Annotated in this window: 29 protein-coding genes; 16 read left to right on the forward strand and 13 right to left on the reverse strand. The window is 65.1% G+C overall.

Annotated features, from left to right (window positions below; all coding sequences use genetic code 11):
• Positions 1–57 precede the first annotated feature (57 nt).
• Positions 58–612, forward strand: coding sequence for a carboxymuconolactone decarboxylase family protein (locus ACI48I_RS01270; RefSeq protein ID WP_193688275.1), 555 nt, complete (start codon positions 58–60; stop codon positions 610–612).
• Positions 613–627: 15 nt separating this feature from the next.
• Here the strand turns inward: ACI48I_RS01270 and ACI48I_RS01275 are convergent, their stop codons facing one another.
• Genes ACI48I_RS01275 through yjgA form a run of 4 tightly spaced genes read right to left on the reverse strand, consistent with a single transcriptional unit; the run spans position 628 to position 2,759 of the window.
• Positions 628–828, reverse strand: coding sequence for a hypothetical protein (locus ACI48I_RS01275; RefSeq protein WP_193688276.1), 201 nt, complete (start codon positions 826–828; stop codon positions 628–630).
• Between the two features lie 50 nt (positions 829–878).
• A complete protein-coding gene (locus ACI48I_RS01280; RefSeq protein ID WP_193688277.1) occupies positions 879–1,547 on the reverse strand; it encodes an alpha/beta hydrolase in 669 nt (222 codons plus the stop codon).
• On the reverse strand, positions 1,544–2,179 hold the full coding sequence (gene mog, locus ACI48I_RS01285) for a molybdopterin adenylyltransferase (RefSeq protein WP_193688278.1): 636 nt from the start codon (positions 2,177–2,179) through the stop codon (positions 1,544–1,546). Before mog ends, ACI48I_RS01280 begins: the two co-directional genes overlap by 4 nt.
• Positions 2,160–2,759 (reverse strand): ribosome biogenesis factor YjgA, encoded by a 600-nt coding sequence (gene yjgA / locus ACI48I_RS01290; protein ID WP_193688279.1) that lies wholly within the window; start codon positions 2,757–2,759, stop codon positions 2,160–2,162. Before yjgA ends, mog begins: the two co-directional genes overlap by 20 nt.
• A gap of 95 nt (positions 2,760–2,854) precedes the next feature.
• On the opposite strand from yjgA, the gene pmbA reads away from it, so the two are divergent.
• Both pmbA and ACI48I_RS01300 read left to right on the forward strand, forming a co-directional pair.
• Positions 2,855–4,207 carry a metalloprotease PmbA gene (pmbA, locus tag ACI48I_RS01295; RefSeq protein WP_498573108.1) on the forward strand — a complete coding sequence of 451 codons (1,353 nt, stop codon included), beginning with the start codon at positions 2,855–2,857 and terminating at the stop codon, positions 4,205–4,207.
• Positions 4,208–4,224: 17 nt separating this feature from the next.
• Positions 4,225–4,464 carry a hypothetical protein gene (locus ACI48I_RS01300; protein WP_193688281.1) on the forward strand — a complete coding sequence of 80 codons (240 nt, stop codon included), beginning with the start codon at positions 4,225–4,227 and terminating at the stop codon, positions 4,462–4,464.
• A 10-nt stretch (positions 4,465–4,474) separates the two neighbouring features.
• Here the strand turns inward: ACI48I_RS01300 and ACI48I_RS01305 are convergent, their stop codons facing one another.
• The 5 genes from ACI48I_RS01305 to paaX all read right to left on the reverse strand — a co-directional run bounded on the left by ACI48I_RS01305 (position 4,475) and on the right by paaX (position 10,388).
• Entirely contained in the window at positions 4,475–6,199 is a 1,725-nt protein-coding gene (locus ACI48I_RS01305; RefSeq protein WP_498573109.1) for a response regulator, read from the reverse strand.
• Complete coding sequence (locus tag ACI48I_RS01310) at positions 6,186–7,703, reverse strand: ATPase domain-containing protein (protein ID WP_193688283.1); 1,518 nt, start codon at positions 7,701–7,703, stop codon at positions 6,186–6,188. The genes ACI48I_RS01305 and ACI48I_RS01310 overlap by 14 nt, the downstream gene beginning before the upstream one ends.
• Before the next feature lie 155 nt (positions 7,704–7,858).
• Positions 7,859–8,092, reverse strand: a complete 234-nt coding sequence (locus tag ACI48I_RS01315) for a hypothetical protein (RefSeq protein WP_193688284.1) — start codon at positions 8,090–8,092, stop codon at positions 7,859–7,861.
• Positions 8,093–8,149: 57 nt separating this feature from the next.
• Complete coding sequence (locus ACI48I_RS01320) at positions 8,150–9,283, reverse strand: M14 family metallopeptidase (RefSeq protein WP_498573110.1); 1,134 nt, start codon at positions 9,281–9,283, stop codon at positions 8,150–8,152.
• 166 nt (positions 9,284–9,449) lie between these two features.
• A complete protein-coding gene (gene paaX, locus ACI48I_RS01325) occupies positions 9,450–10,388 on the reverse strand; it encodes a phenylacetic acid degradation operon negative regulatory protein PaaX (RefSeq protein ID WP_498573111.1) in 939 nt (312 codons plus the stop codon).
• Between the two features lie 106 nt (positions 10,389–10,494).
• Between paaX and paaA the strand changes: the two genes are divergently transcribed.
• The 13 genes from paaA to ACI48I_RS01390 all read left to right on the forward strand — a co-directional run bounded on the left by paaA (position 10,495) and on the right by ACI48I_RS01390 (position 22,960).
• Positions 10,495–11,484 (forward strand): 1,2-phenylacetyl-CoA epoxidase subunit PaaA, encoded by a 990-nt coding sequence (gene paaA / locus ACI48I_RS01330; RefSeq protein WP_498573112.1) that lies wholly within the window; start codon positions 10,495–10,497, stop codon positions 11,482–11,484.
• Positions 11,485–11,591: 107 nt separating this feature from the next.
• On the forward strand, positions 11,592–11,876 hold the full coding sequence (paaB, locus tag ACI48I_RS01335; protein WP_020651929.1) for a 1,2-phenylacetyl-CoA epoxidase subunit PaaB: 285 nt from the start codon (positions 11,592–11,594) through the stop codon (positions 11,874–11,876).
• Between the two features lie 8 nt (positions 11,877–11,884).
• On the forward strand, positions 11,885–12,637 hold the full coding sequence (gene paaC, locus ACI48I_RS01340) for a 1,2-phenylacetyl-CoA epoxidase subunit PaaC (RefSeq protein WP_193688288.1): 753 nt from the start codon (positions 11,885–11,887) through the stop codon (positions 12,635–12,637).
• Entirely contained in the window at positions 12,637–13,155 is a 519-nt protein-coding gene (paaD, locus tag ACI48I_RS01345) for a 1,2-phenylacetyl-CoA epoxidase subunit PaaD (RefSeq protein ID WP_498573113.1), read from the forward strand. The genes paaC and paaD overlap by 1 nt, the downstream gene beginning before the upstream one ends.
• Positions 13,156–13,174: 19 nt before the next feature.
• Positions 13,175–14,251 carry a 1,2-phenylacetyl-CoA epoxidase subunit PaaE gene (paaE, locus tag ACI48I_RS01350; RefSeq protein ID WP_193688290.1) on the forward strand — a complete coding sequence of 359 codons (1,077 nt, stop codon included), beginning with the start codon at positions 13,175–13,177 and terminating at the stop codon, positions 14,249–14,251.
• Positions 14,252–14,273: 22 nt separating this feature from the next.
• On the forward strand, positions 14,274–15,065 hold the full coding sequence (gene paaG, locus ACI48I_RS01355) for a 2-(1,2-epoxy-1,2-dihydrophenyl)acetyl-CoA isomerase PaaG (RefSeq protein ID WP_498573114.1): 792 nt from the start codon (positions 14,274–14,276) through the stop codon (positions 15,063–15,065).
• Positions 15,066–15,067: 2 nt separating this feature from the next.
• Complete coding sequence (gene paaH / locus ACI48I_RS01360) at positions 15,068–16,630, forward strand: 3-hydroxyacyl-CoA dehydrogenase PaaH (protein WP_498573115.1); 1,563 nt, start codon at positions 15,068–15,070, stop codon at positions 16,628–16,630.
• Positions 16,623–17,066 carry a hydroxyphenylacetyl-CoA thioesterase PaaI gene (paaI, locus tag ACI48I_RS01365; protein ID WP_193688293.1) on the forward strand — a complete coding sequence of 148 codons (444 nt, stop codon included), beginning with the start codon at positions 16,623–16,625 and terminating at the stop codon, positions 17,064–17,066. Before paaH ends, paaI begins: the two co-directional genes overlap by 8 nt.
• 23 nt (positions 17,067–17,089) lie before the next feature.
• Positions 17,090–18,406 (forward strand): phenylacetate--CoA ligase PaaK, encoded by a 1,317-nt coding sequence (paaK, locus tag ACI48I_RS01370; protein WP_498573116.1) that lies wholly within the window; start codon positions 17,090–17,092, stop codon positions 18,404–18,406.
• A 19-nt stretch (positions 18,407–18,425) separates the two neighbouring features.
• On the forward strand, positions 18,426–19,631 hold the full coding sequence (gene pcaF, locus ACI48I_RS01375; protein ID WP_193688295.1) for a 3-oxoadipyl-CoA thiolase: 1,206 nt from the start codon (positions 18,426–18,428) through the stop codon (positions 19,629–19,631).
• A gap of 2 nt (positions 19,632–19,633) precedes the next feature.
• Complete coding sequence (locus ACI48I_RS01380; protein WP_498573117.1) at positions 19,634–20,233, forward strand: phenylacetic acid degradation protein PaaY; 600 nt, start codon at positions 19,634–19,636, stop codon at positions 20,231–20,233.
• A 72-nt stretch (positions 20,234–20,305) separates the two neighbouring features.
• On the forward strand, positions 20,306–22,360 hold the full coding sequence (gene paaZ / locus ACI48I_RS01385; protein ID WP_498573118.1) for a phenylacetic acid degradation bifunctional protein PaaZ: 2,055 nt from the start codon (positions 20,306–20,308) through the stop codon (positions 22,358–22,360).
• A 66-nt stretch (positions 22,361–22,426) separates the two neighbouring features.
• Complete coding sequence (locus ACI48I_RS01390) at positions 22,427–22,960, forward strand: cupin domain-containing protein (RefSeq protein WP_498573119.1); 534 nt, start codon at positions 22,427–22,429, stop codon at positions 22,958–22,960.
• Between the two features lie 160 nt (positions 22,961–23,120).
• Here the strand turns inward: ACI48I_RS01390 and ACI48I_RS01395 are convergent, their stop codons facing one another.
• The 4 genes from ACI48I_RS01395 to ACI48I_RS01410 all read right to left on the reverse strand — a co-directional run bounded on the left by ACI48I_RS01395 (position 23,121) and on the right by ACI48I_RS01410 (position 26,049).
• On the reverse strand, positions 23,121–23,795 hold the full coding sequence (locus tag ACI48I_RS01395) for an HAD-IA family hydrolase (protein WP_498573120.1): 675 nt from the start codon (positions 23,793–23,795) through the stop codon (positions 23,121–23,123).
• A gap of 8 nt (positions 23,796–23,803) precedes the next feature.
• Positions 23,804–24,031, reverse strand: coding sequence for a hypothetical protein (locus tag ACI48I_RS01400; RefSeq protein WP_193688300.1), 228 nt, complete (start codon positions 24,029–24,031; stop codon positions 23,804–23,806).
• 116 nt (positions 24,032–24,147) lie between these two features.
• The gene (locus ACI48I_RS01405; protein ID WP_498573121.1) at positions 24,148–25,122 is read right to left on the reverse strand and encodes a tripartite tricarboxylate transporter substrate-binding protein; all 975 of its coding nucleotides are present in this window, start codon (positions 25,120–25,122) and stop codon (positions 24,148–24,150) included.
• Between the two features lie 195 nt (positions 25,123–25,317).
• Complete coding sequence (locus ACI48I_RS01410; RefSeq protein ID WP_498573122.1) at positions 25,318–26,049, reverse strand: ABC transporter substrate-binding protein; 732 nt, start codon at positions 26,047–26,049, stop codon at positions 25,318–25,320.
• Positions 26,050–26,074 lie beyond the last annotated feature (25 nt).

Here is a 26,074-nt window from a genome sequence, read left to right on the forward strand (position 1 = left end):
ATCTTTGCCGTAAGCTGTGCGAATATTTTCTGTAAAGACACTTCCGTGACGCCCACCATGACCGACCGCCTCCGTCCGATCCCACCCAGCGAGATGACCGAAGCCCAGCGCCGGGCTGCCCAGGCCGTCATCGAAGGGCCGCGCGGCGCCCTGTACGGGCCGTTTGTCCCGCTGCTGCGCAGTCCCGAGCTGCTGGAAAACGCGCAGCGCATGGGAGAGTACCTGCGCTACCGCAGCGCGATCGGGATCAGGTTATCGGAACTGGCGATCCTCGTCACCGCGCGCCAGTGGAACCAGGGCGTGGAGTGGGCGATTCACGCGCCGATCGCGGCGCAGGTCGGCGTGCCGCCTGAAGTGATCAATGCGATCGCGCGGCGCGAGCGGCCGGCAAGCATGCTGGTGGACGAATCGGTGGTGCATGACTTCTGCATCGAGCTGCACCAGACCAAGGAAGTGTCGGACCGGACCTATGCCGATGCGGTGGCGCTGTTCGGCGAGCAGGGCGTGGTTGATTTGATGGGATTGAACGGCTATTACACGTTTCTGGCGATGGTCATGAACACGGCGCGCACCGAGATTCCCGTGTCGAGCGCGCCGCCGCTACCGAAGTAGCAGCGGCGCCGGGCATCAGGCCAACGCTTCCTTCGCCGCTTCTTCCGGGCTCAGGCCGTCATAAAACAGGTCCGTGAACCACTCGACCTGCTCCTCGATATGGTCCTGCGCTTCCTTCTGCGTGGCGCCGCCGGCGACCAGGTGTTTTTCGACTTCGATGCACCAGTTAATCAGTGCCATCGTTTCTTCGTCGAGCTGCTCTTCCTTCTTGGCCATGATGGGCTCCAATGTAAAACGGGAGCCGCAGCTCCCGTGGTTGAGGCTTCTTAAGCCAATACCTTCTTCAGCCAGGCCGAGATGTCCTGCACTTCCTCGAAGCAGAGCGAATGCTGCATCGGGTAGTCGTGCCACTCGATCGTATAACCGAGTTCCTTGAGGATGTCGCGCGACTGCTCGGCGCGGATGAAGGGCACCACGTGGTCCTGGCGGCCGTGCGCCATGAAGACCGGGGTGTCGATGCTTTCTTCGGTGCGCTCGTGGACGACCTTTTCGTTGAGCGGCAGGTAGCCCGACAGGCACAGCATGCCGGCCAGCTTTTCCGGGTGGCGCAGGCCGGTCTGCAGCGTCATCGCGCAGCCTTGCGAGAAGCCGGCCAGGATGATGCGCGAGGCCGGGATGCCGCGTGCCTTTTCGCGGGCGATCAGGGCCTCGACGTCGCGCTGCGAGTCGCGCAGGCCGGTTTCGTCTTCGCGGCGCGTCAGTTCGGCGCCGGTGATGTCGTACCAGGCGCGCATGATGTAGCCGCCGTTGATCGTCACCGGAATCGTCTTCGCATGCGGGAAGACGAAGCGGATGCCGCCCAGGCCTTTCAGGTCGAGCTCGCGCACCAGCGGCACGAAGTCGTTGCCGTCGGCGCCCAGGCCGTGCAGCCAGATGATCGCGGCCGTCGGGTTGGGCGCGGTTTCGATTTCGATGTTTTGCAGCAGATCGCTCATGCGTTGTCCTGGGTAGTGGCGGCGGGGCGCTGGGCCGTCTTTGGGCGCCATGCCTTGCTGACCGCCGGATTGGTTTCCATGTAGGGGCCGCCGATCAGGTCGATGCAGTAGGGGACGGCCGCGAAGATGCCGCCGGCGACGACATTCCCGTCGGCGTCTTTCAAGCCCTCCAGCGTTTCCTTGATCGCCTTCGGCTGGCCCGGCAAGTTCATGATCAGGGCCGCGTGGTCTTCCAGCTCGCGGATCACGGCGACCTGGCGCGACAGGATCGCGGTCGGCACGAAGCGCAGGCTGATCTGGCGCATCTGCTCGCCGAAACCCGGCATTTCCTTGGTGCCGACGGCGAGCGTGGCCTCGGGCGTGACGTCGCGCCGCGCCGGGCCGGTGCCGCCGGTGGTCAGCACGAGGTGGCAGCCGGTCACGTCGACCAGTTCGACCAGGGTCTTCTCGATCTGCGTGCGCTCGTCGGGAATCAGGCGCGGCTCGATGCGGTAGGGCGTCGTGATGGCCGAAGCGATCCAGTCCTGCAGCGCAGGAATGCCCTGGTCCTCGTACACGCCGCCGCTGGCGCGGTCCGAGACCGACACTAGGCCGATCACCAGCGGCACATCCTTACTCGTCTGCGGACTCATCGTCGTCGGATTCGCTTTCGTCGTCGGTCGGGGCGGCCTTCTTCTTGCTCAGGTCCTTCAGGATCTGGAACAGTTCGCGGTAGGCCTTCGGCGGCTTGTTCTCGGCCTGCTCCTTGCGCGCATTGCGGATCAGGGTGCGCAGGTGCTGCACGTCGAGTTCCGGATGCTCTTCCAGCAGCGTGGTGAGTGCCTTGTCGTCGGTCAGCAGCTTCTCGCGGCGGCGCTCGAGCGCGTGCAGCGCGGCCGTCTCGGCCTTCGAGGCGCCTTTCCAGCTGTCGATGGTGCGCTGGATGACGGCCACTTCCTCTTCGGTGAGCGTGCGCATCTTCTTGCCGACGAACTGCAGCTGGCGACGGCGGCCTTCGTGGTTCGTGATGGTCTGGCACATCAGGATGGCGTCCTTGACGTCTTCCGGCATCGGCACGCGCTTGACGCGGTCGCGCGGCTCGGCAACGAGCTGCGCGCCGAGTTTCTGCAACTCGTCCATCTGACGCTTGAGTTCAGATTTGGAAGGGCGTTCGTATTCTTGCTCGAACTCGTTGGACTGGAAGCCCACCGAGCCGCGGTTTGGATTTGGCATGGTATCGAATGATCCGATTGGCACGGAGCCGATCAGTAAAAACAGTAAACGGCTGCTATGATAACTGTTTTAGGGCTCGCGACGAAAAACACGATATGAACGACTCCGTTTTTACCCACACCCAGGACCAGCTGAAAGCGCTGGCGCAGAGCGTGCTCGCTTTCGCCAAAGAGCAGGGCGCGACCGATGCCTCGGTCGAGATCAGCGAGGGTAGCGGACTGTCGGTGTCGGTGCGTCGCGGCCAGATCGAAACCATTGAGCAGAACAAGGACAAGGGCATCGGCGTGACGGTGTACGCCGGCCAGCGCCGCGGCAACGCCAGCACCTCCGATTTTTCGGAGACCTCGCTGCGCGCCACCGTGGAGGCGGCCTGGAACATCGCCCGCTTCACGGCCGAAGACGATGCTGCCGGCCTGCCCGACGCCGACATGCTGGAGATGAACCCGCGCGACCTGCGCCTGTGCTACCCATGGCAGATCAGCACCGAGGCAGCCGTGGAACTGGCCCAGCGCTGCGAGAACGCGGCCTTCGAGGTCGACCGCCGCATCACCAACAGCGAAGGCGCCAGCGTCTACGTGCAGCAATCGCACTTCGTGGCCGCCAACACGCGCGGCTTCATGGGCGGCTACCCGTTCTCGCGCCACACGATGTCGGTCGCACCGATCGCCGGCAAGGGTAATAAAATGCAGCGCGACGACTGGTACACCTCGGCGCGCGACCCGAAAAAGCTGGCCAAGCCGGAAGCGGTCGGCCGCTACGCCGCCGAACGCGCGCTGGCACGCCTGAACGCCAGAAAACTCGACACCCGCAGCTGCCCGGTGCTGTTCGAGGCGCCGCTGGCTGCCGGCCTGGTCGGCGCCTTTGTCCAGGCCGTCTCCGGCGGCTCGCTCTACCGCAAGTCGAGTTTTCTCCTCGATACCCTGGGCAAGCAGGTCTTCCCGAGCCACATCCAGATCATGGAAGACCCGCACGTGATCGGCGAAGTCGGTTCTTCGCCTTTTGACGAGGAAGGCGTGCGCACCGTGCGCCGCAAGGTCATCGACAGCGGCGTGCTGCAGGGGTACTTCCTGTCCTCGTATTCGGCCCGCAAGCTCGGCATGAAAACCACCGGCAATGCGGGCGGCGCGCACAATCTCACCATCACGTCGGACGAGACCAGGCTGGCCGACGATTTCGAAGGCATGCTGCGCAAGATGGGCACCGGCCTGCTCGTGACGGAACTGATGGGGCAGGGCGTGAACTACGTCACCGGCGACTATTCGCGCGGCGCCTCGGGCTACTGGGTCGAGAATGGCGTCATCCAGTATCCGGTCGAGGAAATCACGATCGCCGGCAATATGCGCGAGATGTTCCAGCAGATCGTCGGCGTCGGCAACGACGTGCTGTCGCGCGGGAATAAATCGACGGGCTCGATCCTGATCGAGAAGATGGTCGTCGCAGGTAATTGATTTATATAGGGAATAGCATGAGCCGATTCGTTCGTATCGACAAGGAAAACAACCCGAAGAAGGCGGTGCTGCTGAACCTCGACCTGGTGGCATCGGTCGAGCTCTCCCCCCAGTCCGACCTGCTCAGTTCAGCCGATGAAAAGCGGGTGTATGCCAGCTGCCTGGCGCACGACAAGACGGTGATCGCGACCGTGCACTTCGATACGGTCGAAGATGCGCATGCCTGGGTGGAGAAGCACCTGGGCGTGCAGCTCTGAGGCTGGGTCCTCAGCCCGCCGTTGCCTCGTCTCCCAGCTTGTGCAGCGCCTTCTCCACGGCCGTGGCCAGCTCCGCCAGCTGGAACGGCTTGCGTAGCAGCATATCGTTTCCGATCACCTGTTCGATCGCCTTCATGTCGGCATAACCGGTGGCGATGATCATCGGCACGCCCGGCAATTCGGCGCGGGCGCGCTGCACCAGTTCCGCCCCCGTCATCCCCGGCATCAGGTAGTCTGTAATGATCAGGTCGGGCCGCGCCCGCAGCAGTTCGCGCAAGCCGGCCTCGCCGTCGGCCGCCTGGGCCACCCTGTGGCCGAGCGCCTCGAGCGATTCGACCATCGACTCGCGCACGAAATCGTCGTCCTCGACCACCAGGATACGCGCCCCCGGACGCGGCGTGGCGGTGACCGCGCGTTCCGGCAGGGCTGGCGCGCCTGCGCCGCTGGAGGCCACCGGCAGCCAGATCTCGACTGTCGTGCCGATCCCCTGTTCGCTCAGGATGCGCGCCGCGCCGCCCGATTGCTGGGCCATGCCGTAGACCTGGGACAGGCCCAGGCCCGTGCCCTTGCCGACGCCCTTGGTGGTGAAGAAGGGCTCGAATACGCGCGCCGCGACTTCAGGCGGCATGCCTTCGCCGCTATCGGTGACCGCGATGCGTACGTACTCGCCGGGCGGCAGCAAGCCCTCCGGCGGCGTGGCCGGCCCGGCGCTGAAGCGCAACTCTCCGCCGCCATCCATGGCGTCGCGCGCATTGATGGCCAGGTTCAGCAGCGCCATCTCCATCTGGTTGGTGTCGGCCATCACGCTGGCGCCGGGCGCCTCGACCTCGAACCGGAGGCGGATGCTGGAGCCGAGCGAGGTGGCGACCAGCTCGCGCACGCCTTCGAACAGGGTATGGACGTCGAGCGGGCGCAAATCCAGGCTCTGGTTGCGCGAGAAGGCGAGCAGCTGGCTGGTGAGTTTGCCGCCGCGCTGGCAGGCGCGGCGCGCCACTTCGGCGCGCTGCTTCGCCACCTCGTCCTTCGACATCAGCAGGATCAGGTCCATGCTGCCCTGGACCACGTTGAGCAGGTTATTGAAATCGTGCGCGATGCCGCCGGTGAGGCGGCCCACCGCTTCCATCTTCTGGAACTGGACCATGGCCTGCTGCACCCGCTCGCGCTCGATCACTTCGTTCATCAGGCGGTCGTTGGCCTGGGCCAGCGCGCGGGTGCGCTCCTCGATGCGCGCTTCGAGGGTTTCGTTCAGGTGCACCAGCGCTTCCTGGCTCTGGCGCAGGCTCTCGGCGGTGCGCTCGCGGTCGAGCAGCACGTCGCGCGCCTGGTACTGGCGGCGGCGCGCGCGCAGCACCGAGGTCGCGGCACTGCGCAGCGTCTGCGCGTTCAGCGGGCGCTCGAGCAGGATCACGTTGCCCAGTTCGCCGAGACGGGCGCGGGCGCCGTCGGCCGGCACGCCGATGATGCGGGTCAGGAGCACGACGAAGGGGAAGTCGGACCAGTGTTCCTGGCGCTCGAGCCAGGCGAGCAGGGGAGTACTGTCTTCGCCCTGCAGCGCTTCCTCGGCGACGATGGCCGCGCCGGCGCCGGCCGCGATGTCGGCCATGAAACGGTCGAAGCTGTCGACGATCTCGCACACGAAGCCGTCACGCGACAGTACCGAGCACATGACCTCGGCGTCGCGCCCGCGCGGCGCGAAGATCAGGATGCGCTCTTCGCGCGGGTCAGTCTTTTGCATGCGCAGTCGGCACCATCATCGGCGTCGACCCGTGATAGCTCGGCAAACCGGTGAGGACGCCTTCGAAGCCTTCGAGCGGCTCGCCGACGCGCACCCCGTCGCTGCCGAGCTGCAGCTCGTGGATGGTCAGCGCGTGGCTCGTGGTACGGCTCTTGATGACGGTGATGGCGCGGCGCAGGCGGCCGTTCGATTCGAAGAAGCGCAGCAGCACCGTGGTATCGGCCAGGTAGCTCAGGTCGACGTCGCTGTGCACTTCGCCGATCAGGCCGTGCTGGCCCAGCACCAGCACCGTCGTCACGCCCTGCTGGTTCAGGTAGGAGAGCAGTTCGTGCATCTGCAGCGTCAGGTACTGCTCGCCCGGCATCGCCTGCAGGTAGGCGTTCAGGCTGTCGATGGCGATGAAGCTCACGCCATGCTGCTCGACCGCATCGCGCAGCATCTGCGCGAACTGGCCCGGCGACAGCTCGGCCGGATCGATGTGGTGGATGCGCAGCTGGCCATTGTCGACGAAGGGCCGCAAGTCCATGCCGAGGGCCACGCAGCGGGCGAAGAAGGTGCCGAGGCCCTCGTCGAACAGGTAGAACGAGGCCGTTTCGCCGCGCTCGAGCGCCGACAACAGGCAGCGTGCCGACAGCGTGGTCTTGCCGATGCCGGAAGGGCCGACGATCAGGGTGTTCGTGCCGCGCACCATGCCGCCACCGAGCAGCTTGTCGAAACCGGACGACCCGGTCGAGCGGATCGCTGGCATGAAGTCGAGCATGTGCTCGGCCGCGACCAGGCGCGGATACATCGTGATGCCGCCGGTGTCGAGCGTGTAGTCGTGGAAGCCGCCACGGAAGCGGATGCCGCGCATCTTGATGATGTTGACGCGGCGCCGTTCCTTGCCGTATTCCTTGGCGATCTGCTCGAGGCTGATGACGCCGTGCGCAATGCTGTGCAGGTGCTGGTCGGGCTGGCTGGTTTTGTCGTCGAGCAGCAGCACGGTGCAGGCACGGGTGGTGAAGAACTGCTTCAGGGCCAGGATCTGGCGCCGGTAGCGCAGGGGGTTCTGCGCCAGCAGGCGCATCTCCGACAGGCTGTCGAAGACCACGCGCACCGGTTTCACGTGGTCGACCTCGGCCATCACGTTGCGCGTGGTTTCGCCCAGTTCGACCTCGGAAGGATGGAAGATCGACTGCTGGGCATCGATGTCGAGGGCCGTGTCGCTGGCCAGTTCGAACAGGGACAGGGCGTCGATCGACCAGCCATGGCTGGCGGCGACGGCTTTCAGTTCGTCGGTGGTTTCGGACAGGGTGATGTACAGGCCGTGTTCGCCGCGCGCTTCGCCGTCGAGCAGGAATTGCAGGCCGAGCGTGGTCTTGCCGGCGCCGGGCGAACCTTCCACCAGGTAGACGCGCTGCGGGGTCAGGCCGCCGCCGAGGATGTCGTCGAGGCCGGCGATGCCGGTCGAAATGCGCGGGGGAGGAGAGGGGTCTGCGGTGCGCAGCGAGGATGCGGAATTCATGAAGACGGCCTATCGAATGACCGGGGCGACTGCTGACTGCCGGCAGACGCCGTCGCAAGCCCGAGCGGGTGTGGGTGCACTGCCGTCCGATCCGGCATTGCTGATGCCGCGATTATAGAACGATTTGCTGCCGCGCCAAGCCCCGCACGTGCTCGTCAGGTGTTCTCGATACGGCTCAGGCGCTGGCCGTAAATACCCCAGGTGACGTCGACGCCGTCGACCTGGCCGCGCAGGACCCAGCCGGTGCCGAATTTCTCGACGGTGATCTCGGTTTCAAGCTCCCTGGCGACTTTTTCGGCCCACATGCGGGCCGCGCCCTGGCCTTTAAAAAGCTCCTGGCCGTTGTAGGTGACGGTGGCGTCGAAGACGGAGGCGGCGAAGATGGTCATGGTGCGTGGTTCTCTCTAAAGTGAAAAACGCCCCGGCTGGCGGGGCGTCGAAGCTTGTTACTTGATCGCGCGGACCGACTGCAGCACCGGCTGCAGCACCGCCGCACCCAAACGGGCGCTGCGGGCGCCGTCCCAGCCCACTTGCGGGTCCGGGTCGTTGGCGTTGTCCTTGAACGGCAGTTCGAGGGTCAGGGACAGGCAGCCGAAGGCGTGTGTGACGTGGGGCGAACCCATGGTCAGCGTCTCTTCGGTATACGGCGATTCGCCGTAGCCGTGCACGTCCTGGAAGTCGGGGCTGGCGATTTTGAAGTCGTCGCTGAAGCGTTTTTGCGCCGCGGCCTGCTCGGGCGTGAAATTCGGGAGCGACTCGCTGCCGGCCACGAACACATACGGCAGGCCTTCGTCGCCGTGCACGTCGAGGCAGAGGTCGACGCCGGTTTCATGCATCTTCTGCTTGACCAGGAAGACTTCCGGGCTGCGTTCCATGGTCGGGTTCAGCCACTCGCGGTTCAGGTTGGCGCCGGCCGCGTTCGTGCGCAGGTTGCCGCGCACCGAGCCGTCCGGGTTCATGTTCGGGACCACATAGAACACCGTCTCATTCAACAGCTGCCGTCCGAACGGATGCGCCGGATCCAGTAAGGCGTCGAGCATGCCTTCGACGAACCATTCGGCCATCGTTTCGCCCGGGTGCTGGCGTGCGATGACCCAGACTTTCTTTTTGCCTTCCGCGGGTTCGCCGATGACGAGCATGTTCAGGTCGCGGCCGTCGACGGTCGAGCCGAGATCGAGCATGCGCACGTGTTCGCTCATCTGCGCGCGGTCGAGCAGTTCCAGGTGGCGTTCCCACGAATAGGGTTCGAAGTAGGCGTAGTAGACGCTGTCCATGCCCGGCGTGTGCGCGATCGTCATGACCTGGCCGTCGTAGGAAGTCGGCACGCGGAACCAGTTGATGCGGTCGTAGCTGGCCATCGCGTTGTAGTCTTCCCAGCCGGCCGGATACGCGGCCTGGCCGGCGTTGAGCAGGCGGATGGTGCAGGCTTGTCCCCCCGCGCCCTGGAGGCGGAAGTAGAACCACTGGGTGATGTCGGCGTGCGAATCCTTGCGGATGTTCAGATCGATTGCGTTCGCGCTCGTGGCGTTCACGATCTCGATGGCGCCAGCGTCGAACTGGCTGCTGATCTTGATAGACATGGTGTGTCCTGTAGATGGAAAGCGTAAAGCCGAGATCATACTCGGTTTCAGGGTGTATTTGAGGACGTGGATGGTCATGTGATGATACCGCGTGGGCGCGAGAGCCCGCCCTACAAAACCGATAACCGTAGGGTGGGCTCTCGAGCCCACGCGGTCCACCCGTTGGTCAGCCGCGCAATCCGCCAAAGCGCTGAAAAAACGCGTCATCCGCCGCCGGCGCCGCCTCATCCTCGCGCCGCAATACGGCATCGATATGCACCTCCGCCTGCGCGTACACCAATAAATAGACGGCCCGCGCCACCTGGTAGGCATCCGACCCCGGCCACGGATCGGGCAGCAGCTCGATCGGCAGCATCGGATCGTGCAGCTGCAAGCGCCGGTATGCGTGAATCAGCAGCGAGCGGATCGCAAACGCACTCGCGGGCGCCACGGGCGAGTCCTCGCGCAACAGGGCGAGCAGCGGCGTGAACTGCGCAATGAAATCGCGATAGCCCTGCGCCACGGCGGTAAGATCCCAGCCTTCCTTGACGAGTTCCCGCAGCGGCCGCGACCCGGTACCGGGCAGCTCGCCCGCGCTCAGCACGAATACCCGGTCCGCCGCGCCGGTGCGCTGAAGCGCATCGGCCAGCCCTTCGGAGTCGGCGCCCGGATGCGCCAGCACGCCCGGCCCCAGCATGGCGAACCCTTCCCACTCGAGTTCCTTGCGCACCGCCGCGCGCAGGTCGCCGTCGATGCTGCCGGGTTTTCCGGTCTGGGCCAGCACCAGTGTCCAGCGTCCGTCCCAGTGCAGGCCGGGCGGGGCGTAGATGCGGCGGTCGGCGCGCTGGAAACGCGCAAGCGATTTCGCCTCGAAGGTATAACGGCTGCGCCGCCCCTCGCGGCTCGCATTCAGCCAGCCCTCCTGTACCAGCCGGAATACGCTGGTGCGCACCAGGCGGTCGGTCACGCCCAGCGGGGCCAGCAACTCGATCAGGCTGCCCAGCCAGACCGCGCCGCCGTGCGGGGCGATGGCGTCGCCCATCACCGTCATGACGAGCGATTTCGAACGCAAGGTTTCAGCCGAAAGCGCGGCGGCGATCCACTCCATGCTGCTTATTTGTTTCATGCAATTCCGTTGTTGGGTGCTGCTCGATATGATTCAAAATTTTGGTGTACATCTCGTTTTCTGTATCGTATTATTGTTGGACGATGTTTGCAACCGGAGACTGACCATGTACGCACAGATGGTGGAAACGGGCCTCAAAAAGGTCCAGACGAACGAGGACATGAGTGCCGAAGAGCAGGCCTTCCAGGCCCGCATCGACGCAGGCGTGAAGATCGAAGCGAAGGACTGGATGCCCGATGCCTACCGTAAGACGCTGGTGCGCCAGATCTCCCAGCACGCGCACTCGGAAATCGTCGGTCAGCTGCCCGAGGGCAACTGGGTGACGCGTGCGCCGACGCTGAAACGCAAATCCGTCCTGCTGGCGAAAATCCAGGACGAAGCCGGCCACGGCCTGTATTTATATAGTGCCGCCGAGACCCTGGGCGTGTCGCGCGACGAACTGCTGGCCGCGCTGCACTCGGGCAAAGCCAAGTATTCCAGCATTTTTAATTATCCGACCCTGAGCTGGGCCGACATGGGGGCGATCGGCTGGCTGGTCGACGGCTCGGCCATCATCAACCAGATCCCGCTCTGCCGCTGCTCGTACGGTCCGTATGCGCGCGCCATGATCCGCGTCTGCAAGGAAGAGTCCTTCCACGCGCGCCAGGGCTACGACATCATGATGAGCCTCGCCAAGGGAACGCCGGAACAGAAGGCGATGGCGCAGGATGCGCTGAACCGCTGGTGGTGGCCGTCGCTGATGATGTTCGGCCCGTCGGACGCCGAGTCGGTCAACAGCGCGCAGTCGAGCAAATGGCGCATCAAGCTGTTTTCGAACGACGAGCTGCGCCAGCGCATGGTCGATCAAACCGTGCCGCAAGCCGAATACCTCGGCCTGACGATCCCCGACCCCGACCTGAAGTTCAACGAAGCGACGGGCCACTACGAATTCGGCGAGATCGACTGGAGCGAATTCCACAACGTCCTCAAGGGCAACGGCCCCTGCAACCGCGACCGCCTGCGCACGCGTGTGAAAGCCTGGGACGACGGCGAATGGTTCCGCGACGCGCTGGTCGCCCACGCCGACAAGCAAGCCGCCAAAAAGGCCGCAGCATAAATGTAGGGTGGGCACTCCGTGCCCACGCGGTACGCACGTATCGGCACTTCGCGGCCGTGAGGGATCGTCCGCGAACGTCCACAAACATCGAAACACCGGAGACAACCATGAGCAAAGAATGGCCCCTGTGGGAAGTATTCATCCGCAGCCAGCACGGCCTCGCCCACAAGCACGTCGGCAGCCTGCACGCCCCTGACGCCGAAATGGCGATCAACAACGCGCGCGACGTCTACACGCGTCGCAACGAAGGCGTCTCGATCTGGGTCGTGCGCGCCGCCGACATCGTCGCTTCCAGCCCCTCCGACAAGGAAGCCCTGTTCGAGCCGGCCAACAGCAAGGTTTATCGTCACCCGACCTTCTTCCCGATGCCGGAAGAAGTCAAGAACCTGTGAGTCCAGTCATGGATGCGAAGATCGAATACCTCCTGCGCCAGGGCGACAACGCCCTGATCCTCTCGCAACAGCTCAGCCAGCTGTGCGGCAAGGGCCCGGCGCTCGAAGAAGACATGGCGCTGACCAACGTCGCGCTCGACCTGCTGGGGCAGACCCGCATGTGGCTGACCTATGCCGGCGAGCTCGAAGGACGGGGACGCGACGAGGACAAGCTCGCCTTCCACCGCGACGCCGGCGAGTACCGCAACTGCCTGCTGGTCGAGCAGCCGAACGGCAGCTATGCCGACACGATGGTGCGCCAGTTCCTGTTCGATACCTGGCACTACTTCCTGATGCGCGGCCTGCTGCAGTCCAGCGATCCGCGCATCGCCGAGATCGCGGAGAAATCGTTCAAGGAAGTCACCTACCACCTGCGCCGCAGCGGCGACCTGGTGGTGCGCTTGGGCGACGGCACCGATGTCAGCCACAGGATGATGCAGGACGCGCTCGACGACCTCTGGATGTACAGCGGCGAATGTTTTATTTACGACGAGATCGACAACGCGATGGTGGAGCAGGGCATCGCCCCGAAAGCGGAAGACCTGCGCGCCGCCTTCCTCGACCACGTGAACGACATCCTGGTCGAAGCGACACTTGTCATGCCGTCGCCGGAGGCGTACATGCAGCGCGGCGGCAAGCAGGGCCGCCACACGGAACGCCTCGGGTTTATTTTGGCCGAGATGCAGTTCCTGCAGCGCGCCTACCCCGGAGCGGAGTGGTAATGAACGCGCAGGAAGTCACCACCAGCCAGGTCTGGTCCTGGCTCGGTGAAGTGCCGGACCCGGAGATCCCGGTGATCTCGGTGGTCGACCTCGGCATCGTGCGCGACGTCGCCTTCGACGGCGACGAGTGCGTGGTGACGATCACGCCGACCTATTCCGGCTGCCCGGCGATGCAGGTCATCAGCGAGCTTGTGAGCGAAGCGCTGCACGCGCACGGCCTGGAAAAGGTGAAACTGGTGAACCGGCTGTCCCCCGCCTGGACCACCGACTGGATGAGCGAGACCGGCAAGGCGGCCCTGAAGGGCTATGGCATCGCGCCGCCGGTGCAGCAGGCGATCGACATCAGCGGCCTGCGCGGCGGCGTCAAGCGCGGCACGTTCAAGGAGCCCGAGATCACCTGCCCGAACTGCGGTTCGACGCATACGCAACTCACCAGCCAGTTCGGTTCGACCCCGTGCAAGGCGCTCTACAAATGCCTGGACTGCCGCGAACCCTTCGATTACTTCAAGTGCCATTGAGCCCGAACAGCCAACGACCATGAGCAAATTCTATCCACTCACCGTGGCCAAGGTGAAGCACGAGACGCGCGACGCGGTCGCCGTCACCTTCGCCGTGCCGCCGGAACTGAAATCCACCTTCGCCTACCAGCAGGGCCAGCACCTGACCCTGCGCGCACAGATCTCCGGCGAAGACGTGCGCCGTTCCTACTCGATCTGCTCGGCCGTGCAGGACGAACAGCTGCGCGTGGCGATCAAGAAGACGCCCGGCGGCCTGTTCTCGAACTGGGCCAACGACAGCCTGCAGGCCGGCGCCACCCTCGAAGTCATGCCGCCGATGGGCCACTTCAACGTGCCGCTCGACCCGGACAGCGAGCGCCACTACCTCGCCTTTGCCGCCGGCAGCGGCATCACGCCCATCCTGTCGATCATCAAGACGACCTTGCTGGCCGAGCCGAAGAGCCGGTTTACGCTCGTCTACGGCAACCGCGCCTCCTCGTCGGTCATCTTCCGCGACGAACTGACGGACTTGAAGGACATCTACATGGGCCGCCTGAAACTGGTCTATGTGATGAGCCGCGAGCAGCAGGACATCGAACTCTTCAACGGCCGCATCACGGGCGAGAAGTGCAGCGCTTTCCTGCGCCACTGGATCGACGTGCAGGACATCGACGTCGCCTTCATCTGCGGCCCGGAAGACATGATGCACGGCGTCTCGAAATCGCTGCAGGACGCCGGCATGGCCAAGGAAAAGATCCGCATCGAGCTGTTCGCCGCGAGCATCCCGAAGCACGAGCACAAGCCGCGCCCGATCGTCGAAGGCGCACGCCACCAGACCGAAGTCACCGTGATCATGGACGGCAGCGCGGCGAGTTTTACCATGGACAAGGACAAGGAATCGATCCTCGATGCCGGCCTGCGCGCCGGCATCGACATGCGCTACTCCTGCAAGGGCGGCGTCTGCTCGACCTGCCGCTGCAAGGTCGTCGAGGGCAATGTCGAGATGGACGTGAACTACGCACTGGAAGACTACGAAGTCGCACGCGGGTTTGTCCTGTCCTGCCAGGCCTTCCCGATCACGGACACCGTCATCGTCGATTTCGACCAGCACGAATAACTATAAAACTGGAGGAGACACCATGAGCTACGAATCGATTCAATTCACGATTGAAGACGGCGTCGCCGTCCTGACCCTGAACCGCCCGGACCGCCTGAACAGCTTCACCCAGGCCATGCACCTCGAAGTACGCGACGCGCTCGACAAGCTGCAAGCGGATAAATCCGTGCGCGTGCTGGTGCTGACCGGCGCCGGCCGCGGTTTCTGCGCCGGCCAGGACCTCGGCGACCGCGCCGTCGCACCGGGTGCGCCGGGCGTGGACCTGGGCGAATCGGTCGAAAAGTTCTATGCGCCGCTGGTGCTGACGCTGCGCTCGCTCCCGATGCCGGTCATCTGCGCCGTCAACGGCGTGGCAGCCGGCGCCGGCGCCAATCTCGCATTGGCCTGCGACATCGTCCTCGCCGCGAAATCGGCCAGTTTCATCGAAGCCTTCTGCAAACTGGGCCTGATTCCGGACACCGGCGGCACCTGGCACCTGCCGCGCCTGATCGGCCATGCGCGCGCCACGGGTCTCGCCATGCTTGGCGAGAAGCTCAGCGCCGAGAAGGCCGAGCAATGGGGCCTGATCTGGCGCGCCGTCGATGACGATGCGCTGATGAGCGAGGCGATGGCAATGGCGAAGCACTTCGCCACGGCGCCAACCAAAGGGCTCGCCTTTACCAAGAAAGCGCTGCAGGCCAGCTACGCCAATACCCTGCCGGACCAGCTGAAACTGGAAGGCGAGATGATGCGCGAACTCGGCTACAGCCACGACTACCGCGAAGGCGTTGCCGCCTTCATCGCCAAGCGCCCGGCGCAGTTCAAGGGAGAGTAAGGATGACGCCACTGGCAAAGGGCAGCATCGTTGCCGTCATCGGCAGCGGCGCCATGGGTTCCGGCATCGCGCAAGTGGCAGCGGCCAGCGGCCACGAGGTACGCCTGTTCGACACGCGTCCTGAAGCCGCAAGCAAGGCCATCGCCGACATCGGCAAGGTCTACGCCAGGCTGGTCGAGAAGGGCCGTATGGGCGCCGCCGAAGCGGATCTCGCACGCGAACGCCTGCAGACGGTCGATGCGCTGAGCGGCGTAAAAGATGCCGCGTTGGTGGTGGAGGCCATCGTCGAAAACCTCGATGTCAAGCGCGCCCTGTTCGCCGAACTGGAAGCCATCGTCGACGCGCGCTGCATCCTCGCGACCAATACCTCCTCGATTTCCGTCACCGCGATCGCGGCGGGGCTGCGCCATCCCGAGCGCTTGGTCGGCATGCATTTCTTTAACCCGGTGCCGCTGATGGCGCTGGTCGAAGTCATCAGCGGACTCGCCACGGATAAGGGCGTTGCCGACACCGTCTACGCCACCGCGCAAGCCTGGGGCAAGGACCCGGTGCACGCGAAGTCGACCCCGGGCTTCATCGTCAACCGCGTCGCCCGCCCATACTATGCCGAAGCGCTGCGCCTGCTGCAGGAAGGCGCAGCCGATGCGCCGACGCTGGACGCCGTGATGCGCGACAGCGGCGGTTTCCGCATGGGTCCCTTCGAGCTGATGGACCTGATCGGCCATGACGTGAATTTCTCGGTCACGCAGTCGGTGCACGCGGCCTATTTCGGCGATCCGCGCTTTACGCCCTCGGTGCTGCAGCAGGAACTGGTGAACGCCGGTTTCCTCGGTCGGAAGTCAGGCCGCGGCTTCTATCGCTACGGTGACGATACGGTCAAACCCGTGGTGCAAACCGAGCCGCATGCGGTGCGCCCGCACACGGTCGGCATCAGCGTTGCGCGCGAAGTCACGAGCAGCGTCCTCTCCCCGATGGAAGCCCGCCTGACGCATGCCGGTTTTACGGTTGCCCACCGCGAGCCGCTGCAGGGCGCCGAAAAGCACGAGGCGCCGGCCTTTCATACCAACGGCGTCGCGATCTTCCTCACCGACGGCCGCAGCGCCACCGAGCGCGCCGCCGCCAACGACCACCCCAACACCGTGGTCTACGACCTGCTGTTAGACCACGCCAAGGCCACGCGCATCGCGCTGGCGCGCGCCGACCAGTGCAGCGAAGAAGCCTACCAGGCCGCTGTCGGCCTGTTCCAGGCGGCCGGCTTCCAGGTCACGCGTCTGGACGACGTGCCCGGCATGGCCGTGATGCGCACCGTCGCCATGCTCGCCAACGAGGCGGCCGACGCCGTGAACCAGGGCGTATGCAGCGCCGTCGCGGTCGACATCGCGATGCAGAAGGGCGTGAACTATCCGCGCGGGCCGCTGGCCTGGGCCGACAGTGTCGGCATCGCCCACATCGTCACCGTGCTCGCGAATCTCGGCGCGAGCTATGGCGAAGACCGGTATCGGGTTTCGCCACTCCTGCGCCGCAAGCTTGCCGCCAACCCATTCGGAGCACGTTTCCATGCATAGCGTTCATGTCGATCCACAGGCACTGGCCGAACTGGCCGGCAAGACCATGTACGAACGCGATCCGGCGAGCCAGGCATTGGGGATGAAGCTCGACGAAATCCGTCCCGGCTATGCGCGCATGTCGATGCCGGTACGTGGCGACATGCTCAACGGTCATGCCACCTGCCACGGCGGTTTTATTTTCATGCTGGCCGACAGCGCTTTCGCCTTCGCCTGCAATTCGCACAATTTCAATACGGTCGGCGCAGGCTGCACGATCGACTACCTGGCTCCAGGGCGCGAAGGCGACCTGTTGATCGCCGAGGCGGTCGAGCAGGCGCTGGCCGGCAAAACCGGCGTCTACGACGTCACGGTGAAAAACGGAGAAGGGCGCACGGTCGCGCTCTTTCGCGGCAAGTCCCACCGCGTGAGCGGGATGGTGGCTGAAGTCGCATAGTCGAAGCTAGAGGAGACACGAACATGGTCCAACGCATTCCCTCGCCCGGCGAGCTGGAACCGATCGAACGCGCCAGCCGCGACGAACTGCAGGCCCTGCAGCTCGAACGCCTGAAGTGGTCATTGCAGCACGCCTACGACAACGTGGCGCATTACCGCAAGGCCTTCGACGAAGCGGGCGTGCATCCCGGCGATCTGAAGACCCTCGCCGACCTGGCGAAATTCCCCTTCACCGAAAAGAAGACCCTGCGCGACAACTACCCGTTCGGCCTGTTCGCAGTGCCGCGCGAGCAGGTGGTGCGGGTGCACGCCTCGTCCGGCACGACCGGGCGCCCGACGGTGGTCGGCTATACGAAGAAGGACATCGACACCTGGGCCGACGTCGTCGCACGCTCGATCCGCGCCGCAGGCGGCCGTGCGGGCGACATGGTGCACGTCGCCTACGGCTACGGCCTGTTCACCGGCGGACTCGGTGCCCACTACGGCGCCGAGCGCCTGGGCTGCACCGTGATTCCGATGTCGGGCGGGCAGACGGAGAAGCAGGTGCAACTGATCTGCGATTTCCAGCCGTCGATCATCATGGTCACGCCGTCCTACATGCTGAACATCGTCGAGGAATTCAAGCGCCAGGGACTCGATCCGGGGCAGTCCTCTTTAAAGGTCGGGATTTTTGGCGCGGAGCCATGGACCAACGAGATGCGCCGCACCATCGAAACCGAGGCCGGCATCGACGCGGTCGACATCTACGGCCTCTCGGAAGTGATGGGCCCCGGCGTGGCCAGCGAGTGCATCGAGAGCAAGGATGGGCCGGTGATCTGGGAAGACCATTTTTATCCCGAGATCATCGATCCGGACACGGGTGAGGTGCTGCCCGACGGCGAAGAAGGAGAGTTGGTATTCACCTCGCTCTCGAAGGAAGCGCTGCCGATCATCCGCTACCGCACCCGCGACCTGACGCGCCTGCTGCCGCCGACTTCGCGCGCGATGCGCCGCATGGGCAAGATTACGGGCCGCTCGGACGACATGCTGATCATCCGCGGCGTGAACGTGTTCCCGAGCCAGATCGAGGAACTGGTATTAAAGATGCCGGCGCTGGCGCCGCAATACCAGCTGGTCGTGGCGCGCGACGGCCACCTCGACACGCTGGAAGTGTTCGGCGAGCTGCGCGAAAACACGCACACGCAGGAGAGCGTCGATGCCCTGTGCCGCGAACTCCAGCACTGCATCAAGACCTATGTCGGCGTGACGACCAAGGTGACGCTAACGCCGCCGATGGGCATCGAGCGCACGCTGACCGGTAAAGCCCGGCGCGTGGTCGACAAGCGCCCGAAGAATACATGAGAGATCAGAGGAGAGACACATGAACGACGCATTCATCTGCGACGCCATCCGCACCCCCTTCGGCCGCTACGGTGGCGCGCTCGCTTCGGTGCGCGCCGACGACCTGGCGGCATTGCCGATCGCTGCCCTCATGGAGCGCAACAAGGACGTCGACTGGGCCATGGTCGACGACCTGTACTGGGGCTGTGCCAACCAGGCCGGCGAAGACAACCGCAACGTGGGCCACATGGCCGGTTTGCTGGCCGGGCTGCCGCCTGAAGTACCGGGCAATACGATCAACCGCCTGTGCGGCTCGAGCCTGGATGCGGTCGGCCTGGCCGGGCGCGCGATCATCTCGGGTCAGGCGCAACTCATCATCGCCGGCGGCTCGGAAAGCATGACGCGCGCGCCCTTCGTGATGGGCAAGGCGGAGACGGCCTTCTCGCGCGCCGCGAAGATCGAAGACACGACCATCGGCTGGCGTTTCGTGAACCCGCTGATGAAAGCGAAATACGGCATCGACTCGATGCCGGAGACGGCCGAGAACGTGGCGAAGGATTTCAACGTGAACCGCGCCGACCAGGACGCGTTCGCGATCCGCAGCCAGCAGCGCTGGGCGCGTGCGCATGCCGCCGGCCTGTTCAAGGACGAGATCGCGCACGTGACGCTGCATTCGAAGAAAGGCGAGTCGCGCGTATTCGATACCGACGAGCATCCGCGTCCCGACACCACCATCGAAGCGCTGGCGAAACTGAAGGGCGTGGTGACGCCGGACGGTACCGTCACCGCCGGCAACGCCTCGGGCGTGAACGATGGCGCCTGCGCCTTGCTGATCGCCTCCGGCAGCGCCGCCGAGCGCTTCGGCCTGACGCCGCGCGCCCGCATCGTCGGCATGGCGACCGCCGGCCTGCCGCCGCGGATCATGGGTTTCGGGCCGTCGCCGGCGACAAAAAAGGTGCTGGCGCAGACGGGACTGACGATTGGCCAGATGGATGTCGTCGAACTCAATGAGGCCTTTGCGGCACAGGGCCTGGCCGTGATGCGCGACCTCGGTCTCCCCGATGACGCCGAACACGTCAACCCGAATGGCGGCGCGATTGCGCTGGGCCACCCGCTGGGCGCGTCCGGGGCACGCCTGGTCACCACCGCTGTCTACCAGTTGCAGCGCACCGGCGGGCGCTACGCGCTGTGCACGATGTGCATCGGCGTCGGCCAGGGCATCGCCCTCATCATCGAACGGGTATAACAATGGTCAAGGTCTATGAAATCGACGGCGTGCGCCCCGTGGTGCACCCGACCAGCTATGTGCATCCGACGGCGGTGCTGATCGGCGACGTAATCGTCGGCCCGCGCTGCTACATCGGCCCGCTGGCTTCCCTGCGCGGCGACTTCGGCCGCCTGATCCTGGAAGAGGGCGCCAACGTGCAGGACTGCTGCGTGATGCACGGCTTCGAGGATGGCGAGACGGTCATTGAAGTCGACGGCCACATCGGCCACGGCGCCGTCCTGCACGGCTGCCGCGTGGGGCGTAACGCCATGGTCGGCATGAACGCCGTCGTGATGGACGGCGCCGTCGTCGGCGAAGAATCGATCGTCGCCGCGATGAGTTTTGTAAAAGCCGGCATGATCATCCCGCCGCGCAGCATGGTGATGGGCACCCCCGCCAAGGTGATGCGTGAGCTGAAAGACGAAGACATCAAGTGGAAGAGTTTCGGTACGAAGCAGTACCACCAGCTCACCGAACGTTCCCTGGCCACCATGCGTGAAGTCGAAGCCTATACCGAGATCGAACCAAATCGCCCGGCCTTCGACTTCAGTGCCAATGGCGGCCACACCCCTAAAGCGTAGGGTGGGCATTCATGCCCACGCGGTACGGCATTCGCACACCACCTGCCTACATAAATCCTGAGGAGACAATACATGGCTAACGCAAGCACCCTGCAAAGCTGGATCGCCGGCCGCTGGATCGGCCAGGAGGCCGCGGCGCCCCTGCACAGCGCCCTCGACGGCCAGCTGGTCTACCACACCCACGCCGAAAAAATCGACTTCGACGAAGCCGTCACCTACGCCCGCAAGACGGGCGTCCCCGGCCTGATGAAGCTCGACTTCCAGACCCGCGCCCAGCGCCTCAAAGCCCTGGCCATGTACCTGATGGAGCGGAAAGAAGAACTCTACGAGATCTCGCACCTCACGGGCGCCACGCGCCAGGACAGCTGGGTCGACGTCGAAGGCGGCATCGGCACCCTGTTCGCCTACGCCAGCATGGGTTCGCGCGAGCTGCCGTCCTCGAACGTGCTGCACGAAGGTCCGGCCATCGCCCTGGGCAAGCGCGGCGGCTTCGCCGGCACCCACATCCTGGTGCCGAAAGGCGGCCTGGCCGTTCACATCAACGCGTTTAATTTTCCGATCTGGGGCCTGCTCGAAAAATTCGCGCCGAGTTTTCTCGCCGCCATGCCCTGCATTGGCAAGCCGGCCACCGCCACCAGCTACCTGACGCATGCAGTCGTCAAAATGATGCAGGAATCCGGCCTGCTGCCCGAGGGTTCGCTGCAGCTCGTGATCGGCTCGACCGGTGATTTGCTGGACCGCCTGACCGGCTTCGATGCCGTCACGTTTACGGGTTCGGCCGATACCGCCGCCAGGCTGCGTTCCAACCCCAACCTGATCCGCGAGTCGGTGCCGTTCACGGCCGAAGCGGACTCGCTGAACGCGGCCATCCTGGCGCCGGACGTCACACCCGACGACCCGGAGTTCGACCTGTTCGTCAAGGAAGTCGCGCGCGAGATGACCGGCAAAGCCGGCCAGAAGTGCACGGCGATCCGCCGCATCATCGTCCCCGAGCAGCATGTCGATGCGCTGGGCGAGCGCCTGCGCGATCGGCTCTCGAAGGTCGTCGTCGGCAATCCGAAGATGGAAGGCGTGCGCATGGGCGCGCTGGCCTCGATGGACCAGCACCGCGATGTGTCGGAGCGCGTCGAGATGCTCGCGCGCGGCAACGAGATCATCTTCGGCGCCCACCACGGTTTCAATCCGGTGGGTGAGAATGCCGCCAAGGGTGCCTTCATTTCTCCGACCCTGCTCCTGTGCCGCAACGCGTCCGTCAACACGGCCGTGCACGACATCGAAGCCTTCGGCCCGGTCAGCACCATGATGACCTACCGCGACATCGACGAAGGCCTGCACCTGGCCGCATTGGGCCGCGGAAGCCTGGTCACGACGCTGGCGACCAAGGACCCGCTGATCGCCGCTTATGCGGTGCCGATCGCCGCGGCCTCGCACGGCCGCGTGCACATCCTGGACCGCGAATCCGCCGTCGACTCCACCGGCCACGGCTCGCCGCTGCCGCAGCTGAAACACGGCGGCCCGGGACGCGCCGGCGGCGGAGAGGAGCTGGGCGGGATCCGCGCCGTAAAACACTTCCTGCAGCGCGCGGCGGTGCAGGGTTCGCCGACGATGCTGACCGCCGTCACGGGCGAGTATGTGCGCGGCGGCGCGGTCAAGGAGACGGAGATCCACCCGTTCCGCCGTCACTTCGAGGAGCTGGAAATCGGCCACTCGCTGCTGACGCACCGCCGTACCGTGAGCGAAGCGGACATCGTCAACTTCGGCGGCGTCTCGGGCGACTATTTTTATATGCACTTCGACGAGATCGCGGCCAGGGACACGCAGTTCGGCAAGCGCATCGCCCACGGTTATTTCGTGCTGTCGGCGGCGGCCGGCCTGTTCGTCTCGCCGGCGCCGGGTCCGGTGCTGGCCAACTACGGCCTGGACAACCTGCGCTTCGTGGCGCCGGTGGCGATCGGCGACACCATCCGCGCAAGGCTCACCTGCAAGCGCAAGGTCGACCGCAACCGCACGGATGAACAGGGTCGCGGCCAGGGCGTGGTTGCCTGGGACGTGCAGGTGACGAACCAGAACGACGAACTGGTGGCAAGTTACGATATCCTGACGTTGGTACAAAAACGCGCGAGCTGACTCTTCCCGGTCGATCGGGGGGGAGCCGGCAGCCCTTGCAGCTCCCCCTGACAGGAAGGAAAAAGTATGTCGCGGTTAGACCTGAGCAGTATCCCCGTACTGACCGGAACCGGTTATCCGGATCCCTTTGCCGAGGCCGTCAACGGACGCAGCCGGCAGGCACTGGGCGAGGCCGGCGGCCTGACCCAGTTCGGCGTCAACCTGGTCGAACTCAAGCCCGGCGCGGCTTCGTCGCAGCGCCACTGGCACACTCATGAGGACGAGTTCGTCATGGTCGTGTCGGGCGAGTTGACCCTGATTACCGACGAGGGCGAGACCCTGATGCGCGCCGGCGACTGCGCGGCGTTTCCGGCGGGGCGGCCGAACGGCCACCATCTGGTCAACCGCAGCTGGGGCAACGCCCTGTTCGTCGCGGTCGGGCCGAACATTCCCGCGGACAAGGCGACGTATCCGGACATCGACCTGATGTTTGACGGTACGACCAACAGCTATTTGCACAAGGATGGGACGCCGTATCCGAAGCGCGATGCCAACACTGCGGCAGCCCAGCCGCCGGTGGAAGAACACACGCTGGAACCGCGGGTGTACCGGCACGAGTAATCGCAAGTCGCAGGCTGCAGCGCACCGTAGGGTGGGCTCTTGAGCCCACGCGTTGCGGCGTTCGCGGCACCTCGTGCTTCACAGAGGGACGCGCACGTTTGCAATCTCCGAACACGGTGGAGCATGCGAAGGTACGAACGCGTGGGCTCGAGAGCCCACCCTACGGTGCGCTACCGCCACAGGTTATCTGCAACAGCCCATCTGCGGTGCGCACGGCCTTCAAATCCGCATAATCGAGCACCCCAAACACATCGGTCTCCATCGGATGCGCATGCGTCAGCGTCACGACAATACTCTCCATCCCCGCCGCCTTCGCCGACTGCAGCCCCGCCTGCGTATCCTCGAACACCAGGCAATCTTCCGGCGCAACCCCCAGCTTGTGCGCGCCCAGCAGGAAAGGGTCCGGCGCCGGCTTGCCGTGCTTCACATCTTCGGCCGCCACCAGCAAGTTGCTTGAGGGCAGGCCGGCTGCCGCGAGGCGCGCCTTCGCCAGCGCGCGCGGCGCCGAGGTGACGATGCCCCAGCGGTCGGGCGGCAGGCTGGCCAGGAAGTCCGCCGCGCCATGGATGGCTTCGATATCGGCGACGTCTTCGATCTCGGCCGCCGTGATCCAGGCCGCTTCGGCGATCGGATCGACGCCGGGCAGGCCGAGCTGGCGGATGGTGTCGTGGGTGCGCTTGCCGTGCAGGGTCGGCAGGAAAGTGTGGACGTCGAGACCATGGCGCGCCGCCCAGGCGGTCCAGACCCGTTCGGCGGAGCGGATCGAAGTCAGGATGGTGCCGTCCATGTCGAACAGGAAGGCGGCAAAGCTGCGGTCAGTAAGGGAAGTAGCCATTGGGTACCTCAATCGAGCTTGCGCGCGTAGCGCTCCTTGACCACCTGGCTGATGAAGGTCGACAGGCCGCTGCCCAGCGTTGCCAGCCTCTGCATCTCCGCGATATTGTCCGCGCCGGCGCTCTGGTCGGTGTACAGGTAGCGGTCGCCGCCTGTAAAACGGATCGTGATCGAGCGGTCGCCGATCTCGTAGGCGAGCACGCCCGATTCGCCGCTCAGGTTTTTGTAGCGTTGCATGCCGTCCCCCCACACTGAAGTCGTGCGGGGATTTTATGCACGAAAAGAGGCGCGCTCTGTGCTGCTTTCAACAGTGCGCGCCTGCCGACAGCCTGGTGCAGTTCAGTCGGCGCAGTTCAGTCGGCGTAAGTGCCGGATTTCTTGATGATCGGCCCCCACTTGTCGATTTCCGCCTTCAAATGGGCGCGCAAGGCGTCGGGCGTCGCGCGGTTCGGGGCCACCGGGTCGGTGCTGAGGTCGGCAAGACGCTGCTTGACGGCCGGATCCGCGACGGCGTGCTGCAATGCGCTGCTCAGCCTGTTCACCACCTCCTTCGGTGTTGCCTTCGGGGCATACAGGCCATGCCAGACCGAGAGTTCGAAGCCGGGCAGGCCGCTGCTCGCGAGCGGAGGCAAACCGGGCAAGCTGGCGACCGCATTTTTATAGGTCACGCCATAGGCCTTGACCTTGCCGCTTTTGATGTGGCTCATCGTGTTGGTGGCCTGGTCGCACATCAGGTCGACCTGGCCGCCCAGTAAATCGTTCATCGCGGGGCCGGTGCCCTTGTAGGGGACGGTGGTGAGCTCGACGCCGACGGCGCTCATGAAGAGCATGCCGCACAGGTGCGATGCCGCGCCGATCCCCGCATTGGCAAGCGTCACTTTCTCCTTGTTCGCCCTGAGATAGGCGAGCAGCTCCGGCATGTCCTTGGCCGGGAAGTCCTTGCGGGCGATGAGGGTCGAGGTCGCATCGGTGGCGAGGCCGATCGGTTCGAAACTGTCGATGCTGTTGTAGGGGAGCTTGCGATACAGGCTCGGTGCCGTGGCATGCCCTACGTGATGGAGAAAGATGGTATAGCCGTCGGGAGTGGAGCGGGCCACGCGCGCGGCGCCCAGGGTACCGCCCGCGCCGCCGACATTCTCGACAATGATCTGCTGCTTCAGGTCGATGCCCATGGCCTGGGCCAGCAGGCGGGCGATGGTATCGGTGGGGCCGCCGGCCGCGAAGGGAACGATCATCGTGATCGTCTTGTCCGGGTAGCCCGCCGCATACGAAGTCGGGCTTGCCGCCAGCGCAAGGCAGAGGAGGGAGGTCGAGAGTGCGGTCTTCATGCTGTTGTCTCCATGTTGTTGTCTCCATGACGTGGAACTGGAAGGGGCTTACCTCTACAGCCGCACCGGACTTGCCGCCGGTTTGCGTGGAACACAAACATAGATTAATGCCGGGGAAGCATTCGATCATTCACCCGGATTCAGTTCTGAGGTGAAGAAAAGTGAAGACCGGCCTTGACCTGCCGGCAGGGCTGCTTACGCCGCCGGCGCTACCGAGGCCCCTTCGACGCCGTGCCGCGCCAATGCCGCGGCAACGAAGCCGCCCGCTTTCATGTCCTCGACAAAACGGGCGAGGAAGGCCGCCGCATCGGCGCCGCGGCTTTTTGGCGTGCCCATCGCCTGCTGGATCACCATGAAGCGCCCATCAAGCAGGCGCAAGCCGCCGAGGCGCCGGGCATCCGCTTCCAGCTGCTGCTTCACGCCGGCCGCCACTTCCGCGCCTTCTTCGATGAACACGTCGACCACCGTCGGCGATGTCGGCGAGCGCACGATCTGCGCGTGCTGCAGCGTGCGGCTCAGGTAGAGGTCGTAGGCGCTGCCCTTGCCGACGACGACGCGGTGGGCGGCCTCGTCGACTTCGGCGTTGGCACGGAGCGGCGAATCCTCTTTCACCAGGTAGCAGCCCTCGATCAGGACATAGGCGCCCGTGAAGGCGATGTGCTCGCCGCGCAGCGGGTCGATGGCAAGGAAGCCGATGTCGGCCTCTTCCGCCACCACGACCTCGACCGACTTACCGGCCGCGTCCACCACCACCAGTTCCAGTTCCACGTCCAGCAGCCGGGCGAACTCGCCGGCCAGGTCGACCGATACGCCGGCGGCGTGGCCCTCCTCGTCGCGGTAGGCCAGGATGGGGTTGCCGAGGTTGATGGCGGCACGCAGCTTGCCGGTGGGCGTGAAGGCGGAGCGGATGGAGGAGGGTGGGCTCATGGATGGCGGATCGGCAGGCGCACGC

The organism is Massilia sp. LXY-5 (assembly GCF_059801075.1).

Excerpts from the sequence above, each read along its gene's own strand:
- paaI (WP_193688293.1), top strand. The coding sequence starts at position 16,623 with ATGCATAGCGTTCATGTCGATCCACAGGCACTGGCCGAACTGGCCGGC.
- ACI48I_RS01405 (WP_498573121.1), bottom strand. The coding sequence starts at position 25,122 with ATGAAGACCGCACTCTCGACCTCCCTCCTCTGCCTTGCGCTGGCGGCA.
- ACI48I_RS01395 (WP_498573120.1), bottom strand. The coding sequence starts at position 23,795 with ATGGCTACTTCCCTTACTGACCGCAGCTTTGCCGCCTTCCTGTTCGAC.
- paaC (WP_193688288.1), top strand. The coding sequence starts at position 11,885 with ATGGATGCGAAGATCGAATACCTCCTGCGCCAGGGCGACAACGCCCTG.
- ACI48I_RS01390 (WP_498573119.1), top strand. The coding sequence starts at position 22,427 with ATGTCGCGGTTAGACCTGAGCAGTATCCCCGTACTGACCGGAACCGGT.
- ACI48I_RS01270 (WP_193688275.1), top strand. The coding sequence starts at position 58 with ATGACCGACCGCCTCCGTCCGATCCCACCCAGCGAGATGACCGAAGCC.
- ACI48I_RS01280 (WP_193688277.1), bottom strand. The coding sequence starts at position 1,547 with ATGAGCGATCTGCTGCAAAACATCGAAATCGAAACCGCGCCCAACCCG.
- yjgA (WP_193688279.1), bottom strand. The coding sequence starts at position 2,759 with ATGCCAAATCCAAACCGCGGCTCGGTGGGCTTCCAGTCCAACGAGTTC.
- ACI48I_RS01310 (WP_193688283.1), bottom strand. The coding sequence starts at position 7,703 with ATGAATTCCGCATCCTCGCTGCGCACCGCAGACCCCTCTCCTCCCCCG.
- ACI48I_RS01400 (WP_193688300.1), bottom strand. The coding sequence starts at position 24,031 with ATGCAACGCTACAAAAACCTGAGCGGCGAATCGGGCGTGCTCGCCTAC.
- mog (WP_193688278.1), bottom strand. The coding sequence starts at position 2,179 with ATGAGTCCGCAGACGAGTAAGGATGTGCCGCTGGTGATCGGCCTAGTG.
- paaZ (WP_498573118.1), top strand. The coding sequence starts at position 20,306 with ATGGCTAACGCAAGCACCCTGCAAAGCTGGATCGCCGGCCGCTGGATC.
- ACI48I_RS01410 (WP_498573122.1), bottom strand. The coding sequence starts at position 26,049 with ATGAGCCCACCCTCCTCCATCCGCTCCGCCTTCACGCCCACCGGCAAG.
- paaA (WP_498573112.1), top strand. The coding sequence starts at position 10,495 with ATGTACGCACAGATGGTGGAAACGGGCCTCAAAAAGGTCCAGACGAAC.
- pmbA (WP_498573108.1), top strand. The coding sequence starts at position 2,855 with ATGAACGACTCCGTTTTTACCCACACCCAGGACCAGCTGAAAGCGCTG.
- ACI48I_RS01300 (WP_193688281.1), top strand. The coding sequence starts at position 4,225 with ATGAGCCGATTCGTTCGTATCGACAAGGAAAACAACCCGAAGAAGGCG.
- ACI48I_RS01305 (WP_498573109.1), bottom strand. The coding sequence starts at position 6,199 with ATGCAAAAGACTGACCCGCGCGAAGAGCGCATCCTGATCTTCGCGCCG.
- paaX (WP_498573111.1), bottom strand. The coding sequence starts at position 10,388 with ATGAAACAAATAAGCAGCATGGAGTGGATCGCCGCCGCGCTTTCGGCT.
- ACI48I_RS01315 (WP_193688284.1), bottom strand. The coding sequence starts at position 8,092 with ATGACCATCTTCGCCGCCTCCGTCTTCGACGCCACCGTCACCTACAAC.
- paaD (WP_498573113.1), top strand. The coding sequence starts at position 12,637 with ATGAACGCGCAGGAAGTCACCACCAGCCAGGTCTGGTCCTGGCTCGGT.
- paaG (WP_498573114.1), top strand. The coding sequence starts at position 14,274 with ATGAGCTACGAATCGATTCAATTCACGATTGAAGACGGCGTCGCCGTC.
- paaH (WP_498573115.1), top strand. The coding sequence starts at position 15,068 with ATGACGCCACTGGCAAAGGGCAGCATCGTTGCCGTCATCGGCAGCGGC.
- ACI48I_RS01380 (WP_498573117.1), top strand. The coding sequence starts at position 19,634 with ATGGTCAAGGTCTATGAAATCGACGGCGTGCGCCCCGTGGTGCACCCG.
- pcaF (WP_193688295.1), top strand. The coding sequence starts at position 18,426 with ATGAACGACGCATTCATCTGCGACGCCATCCGCACCCCCTTCGGCCGC.
- ACI48I_RS01275 (WP_193688276.1), bottom strand. The coding sequence starts at position 828 with ATGGCCAAGAAGGAAGAGCAGCTCGACGAAGAAACGATGGCACTGATT.
- ACI48I_RS01320 (WP_498573110.1), bottom strand. The coding sequence starts at position 9,283 with ATGTCTATCAAGATCAGCAGCCAGTTCGACGCTGGCGCCATCGAGATC.
- paaE (WP_193688290.1), top strand. The coding sequence starts at position 13,175 with ATGAGCAAATTCTATCCACTCACCGTGGCCAAGGTGAAGCACGAGACG.
- paaK (WP_498573116.1), top strand. The coding sequence starts at position 17,090 with ATGGTCCAACGCATTCCCTCGCCCGGCGAGCTGGAACCGATCGAACGC.
- paaB (WP_020651929.1), top strand. The coding sequence starts at position 11,592 with ATGAGCAAAGAATGGCCCCTGTGGGAAGTATTCATCCGCAGCCAGCAC.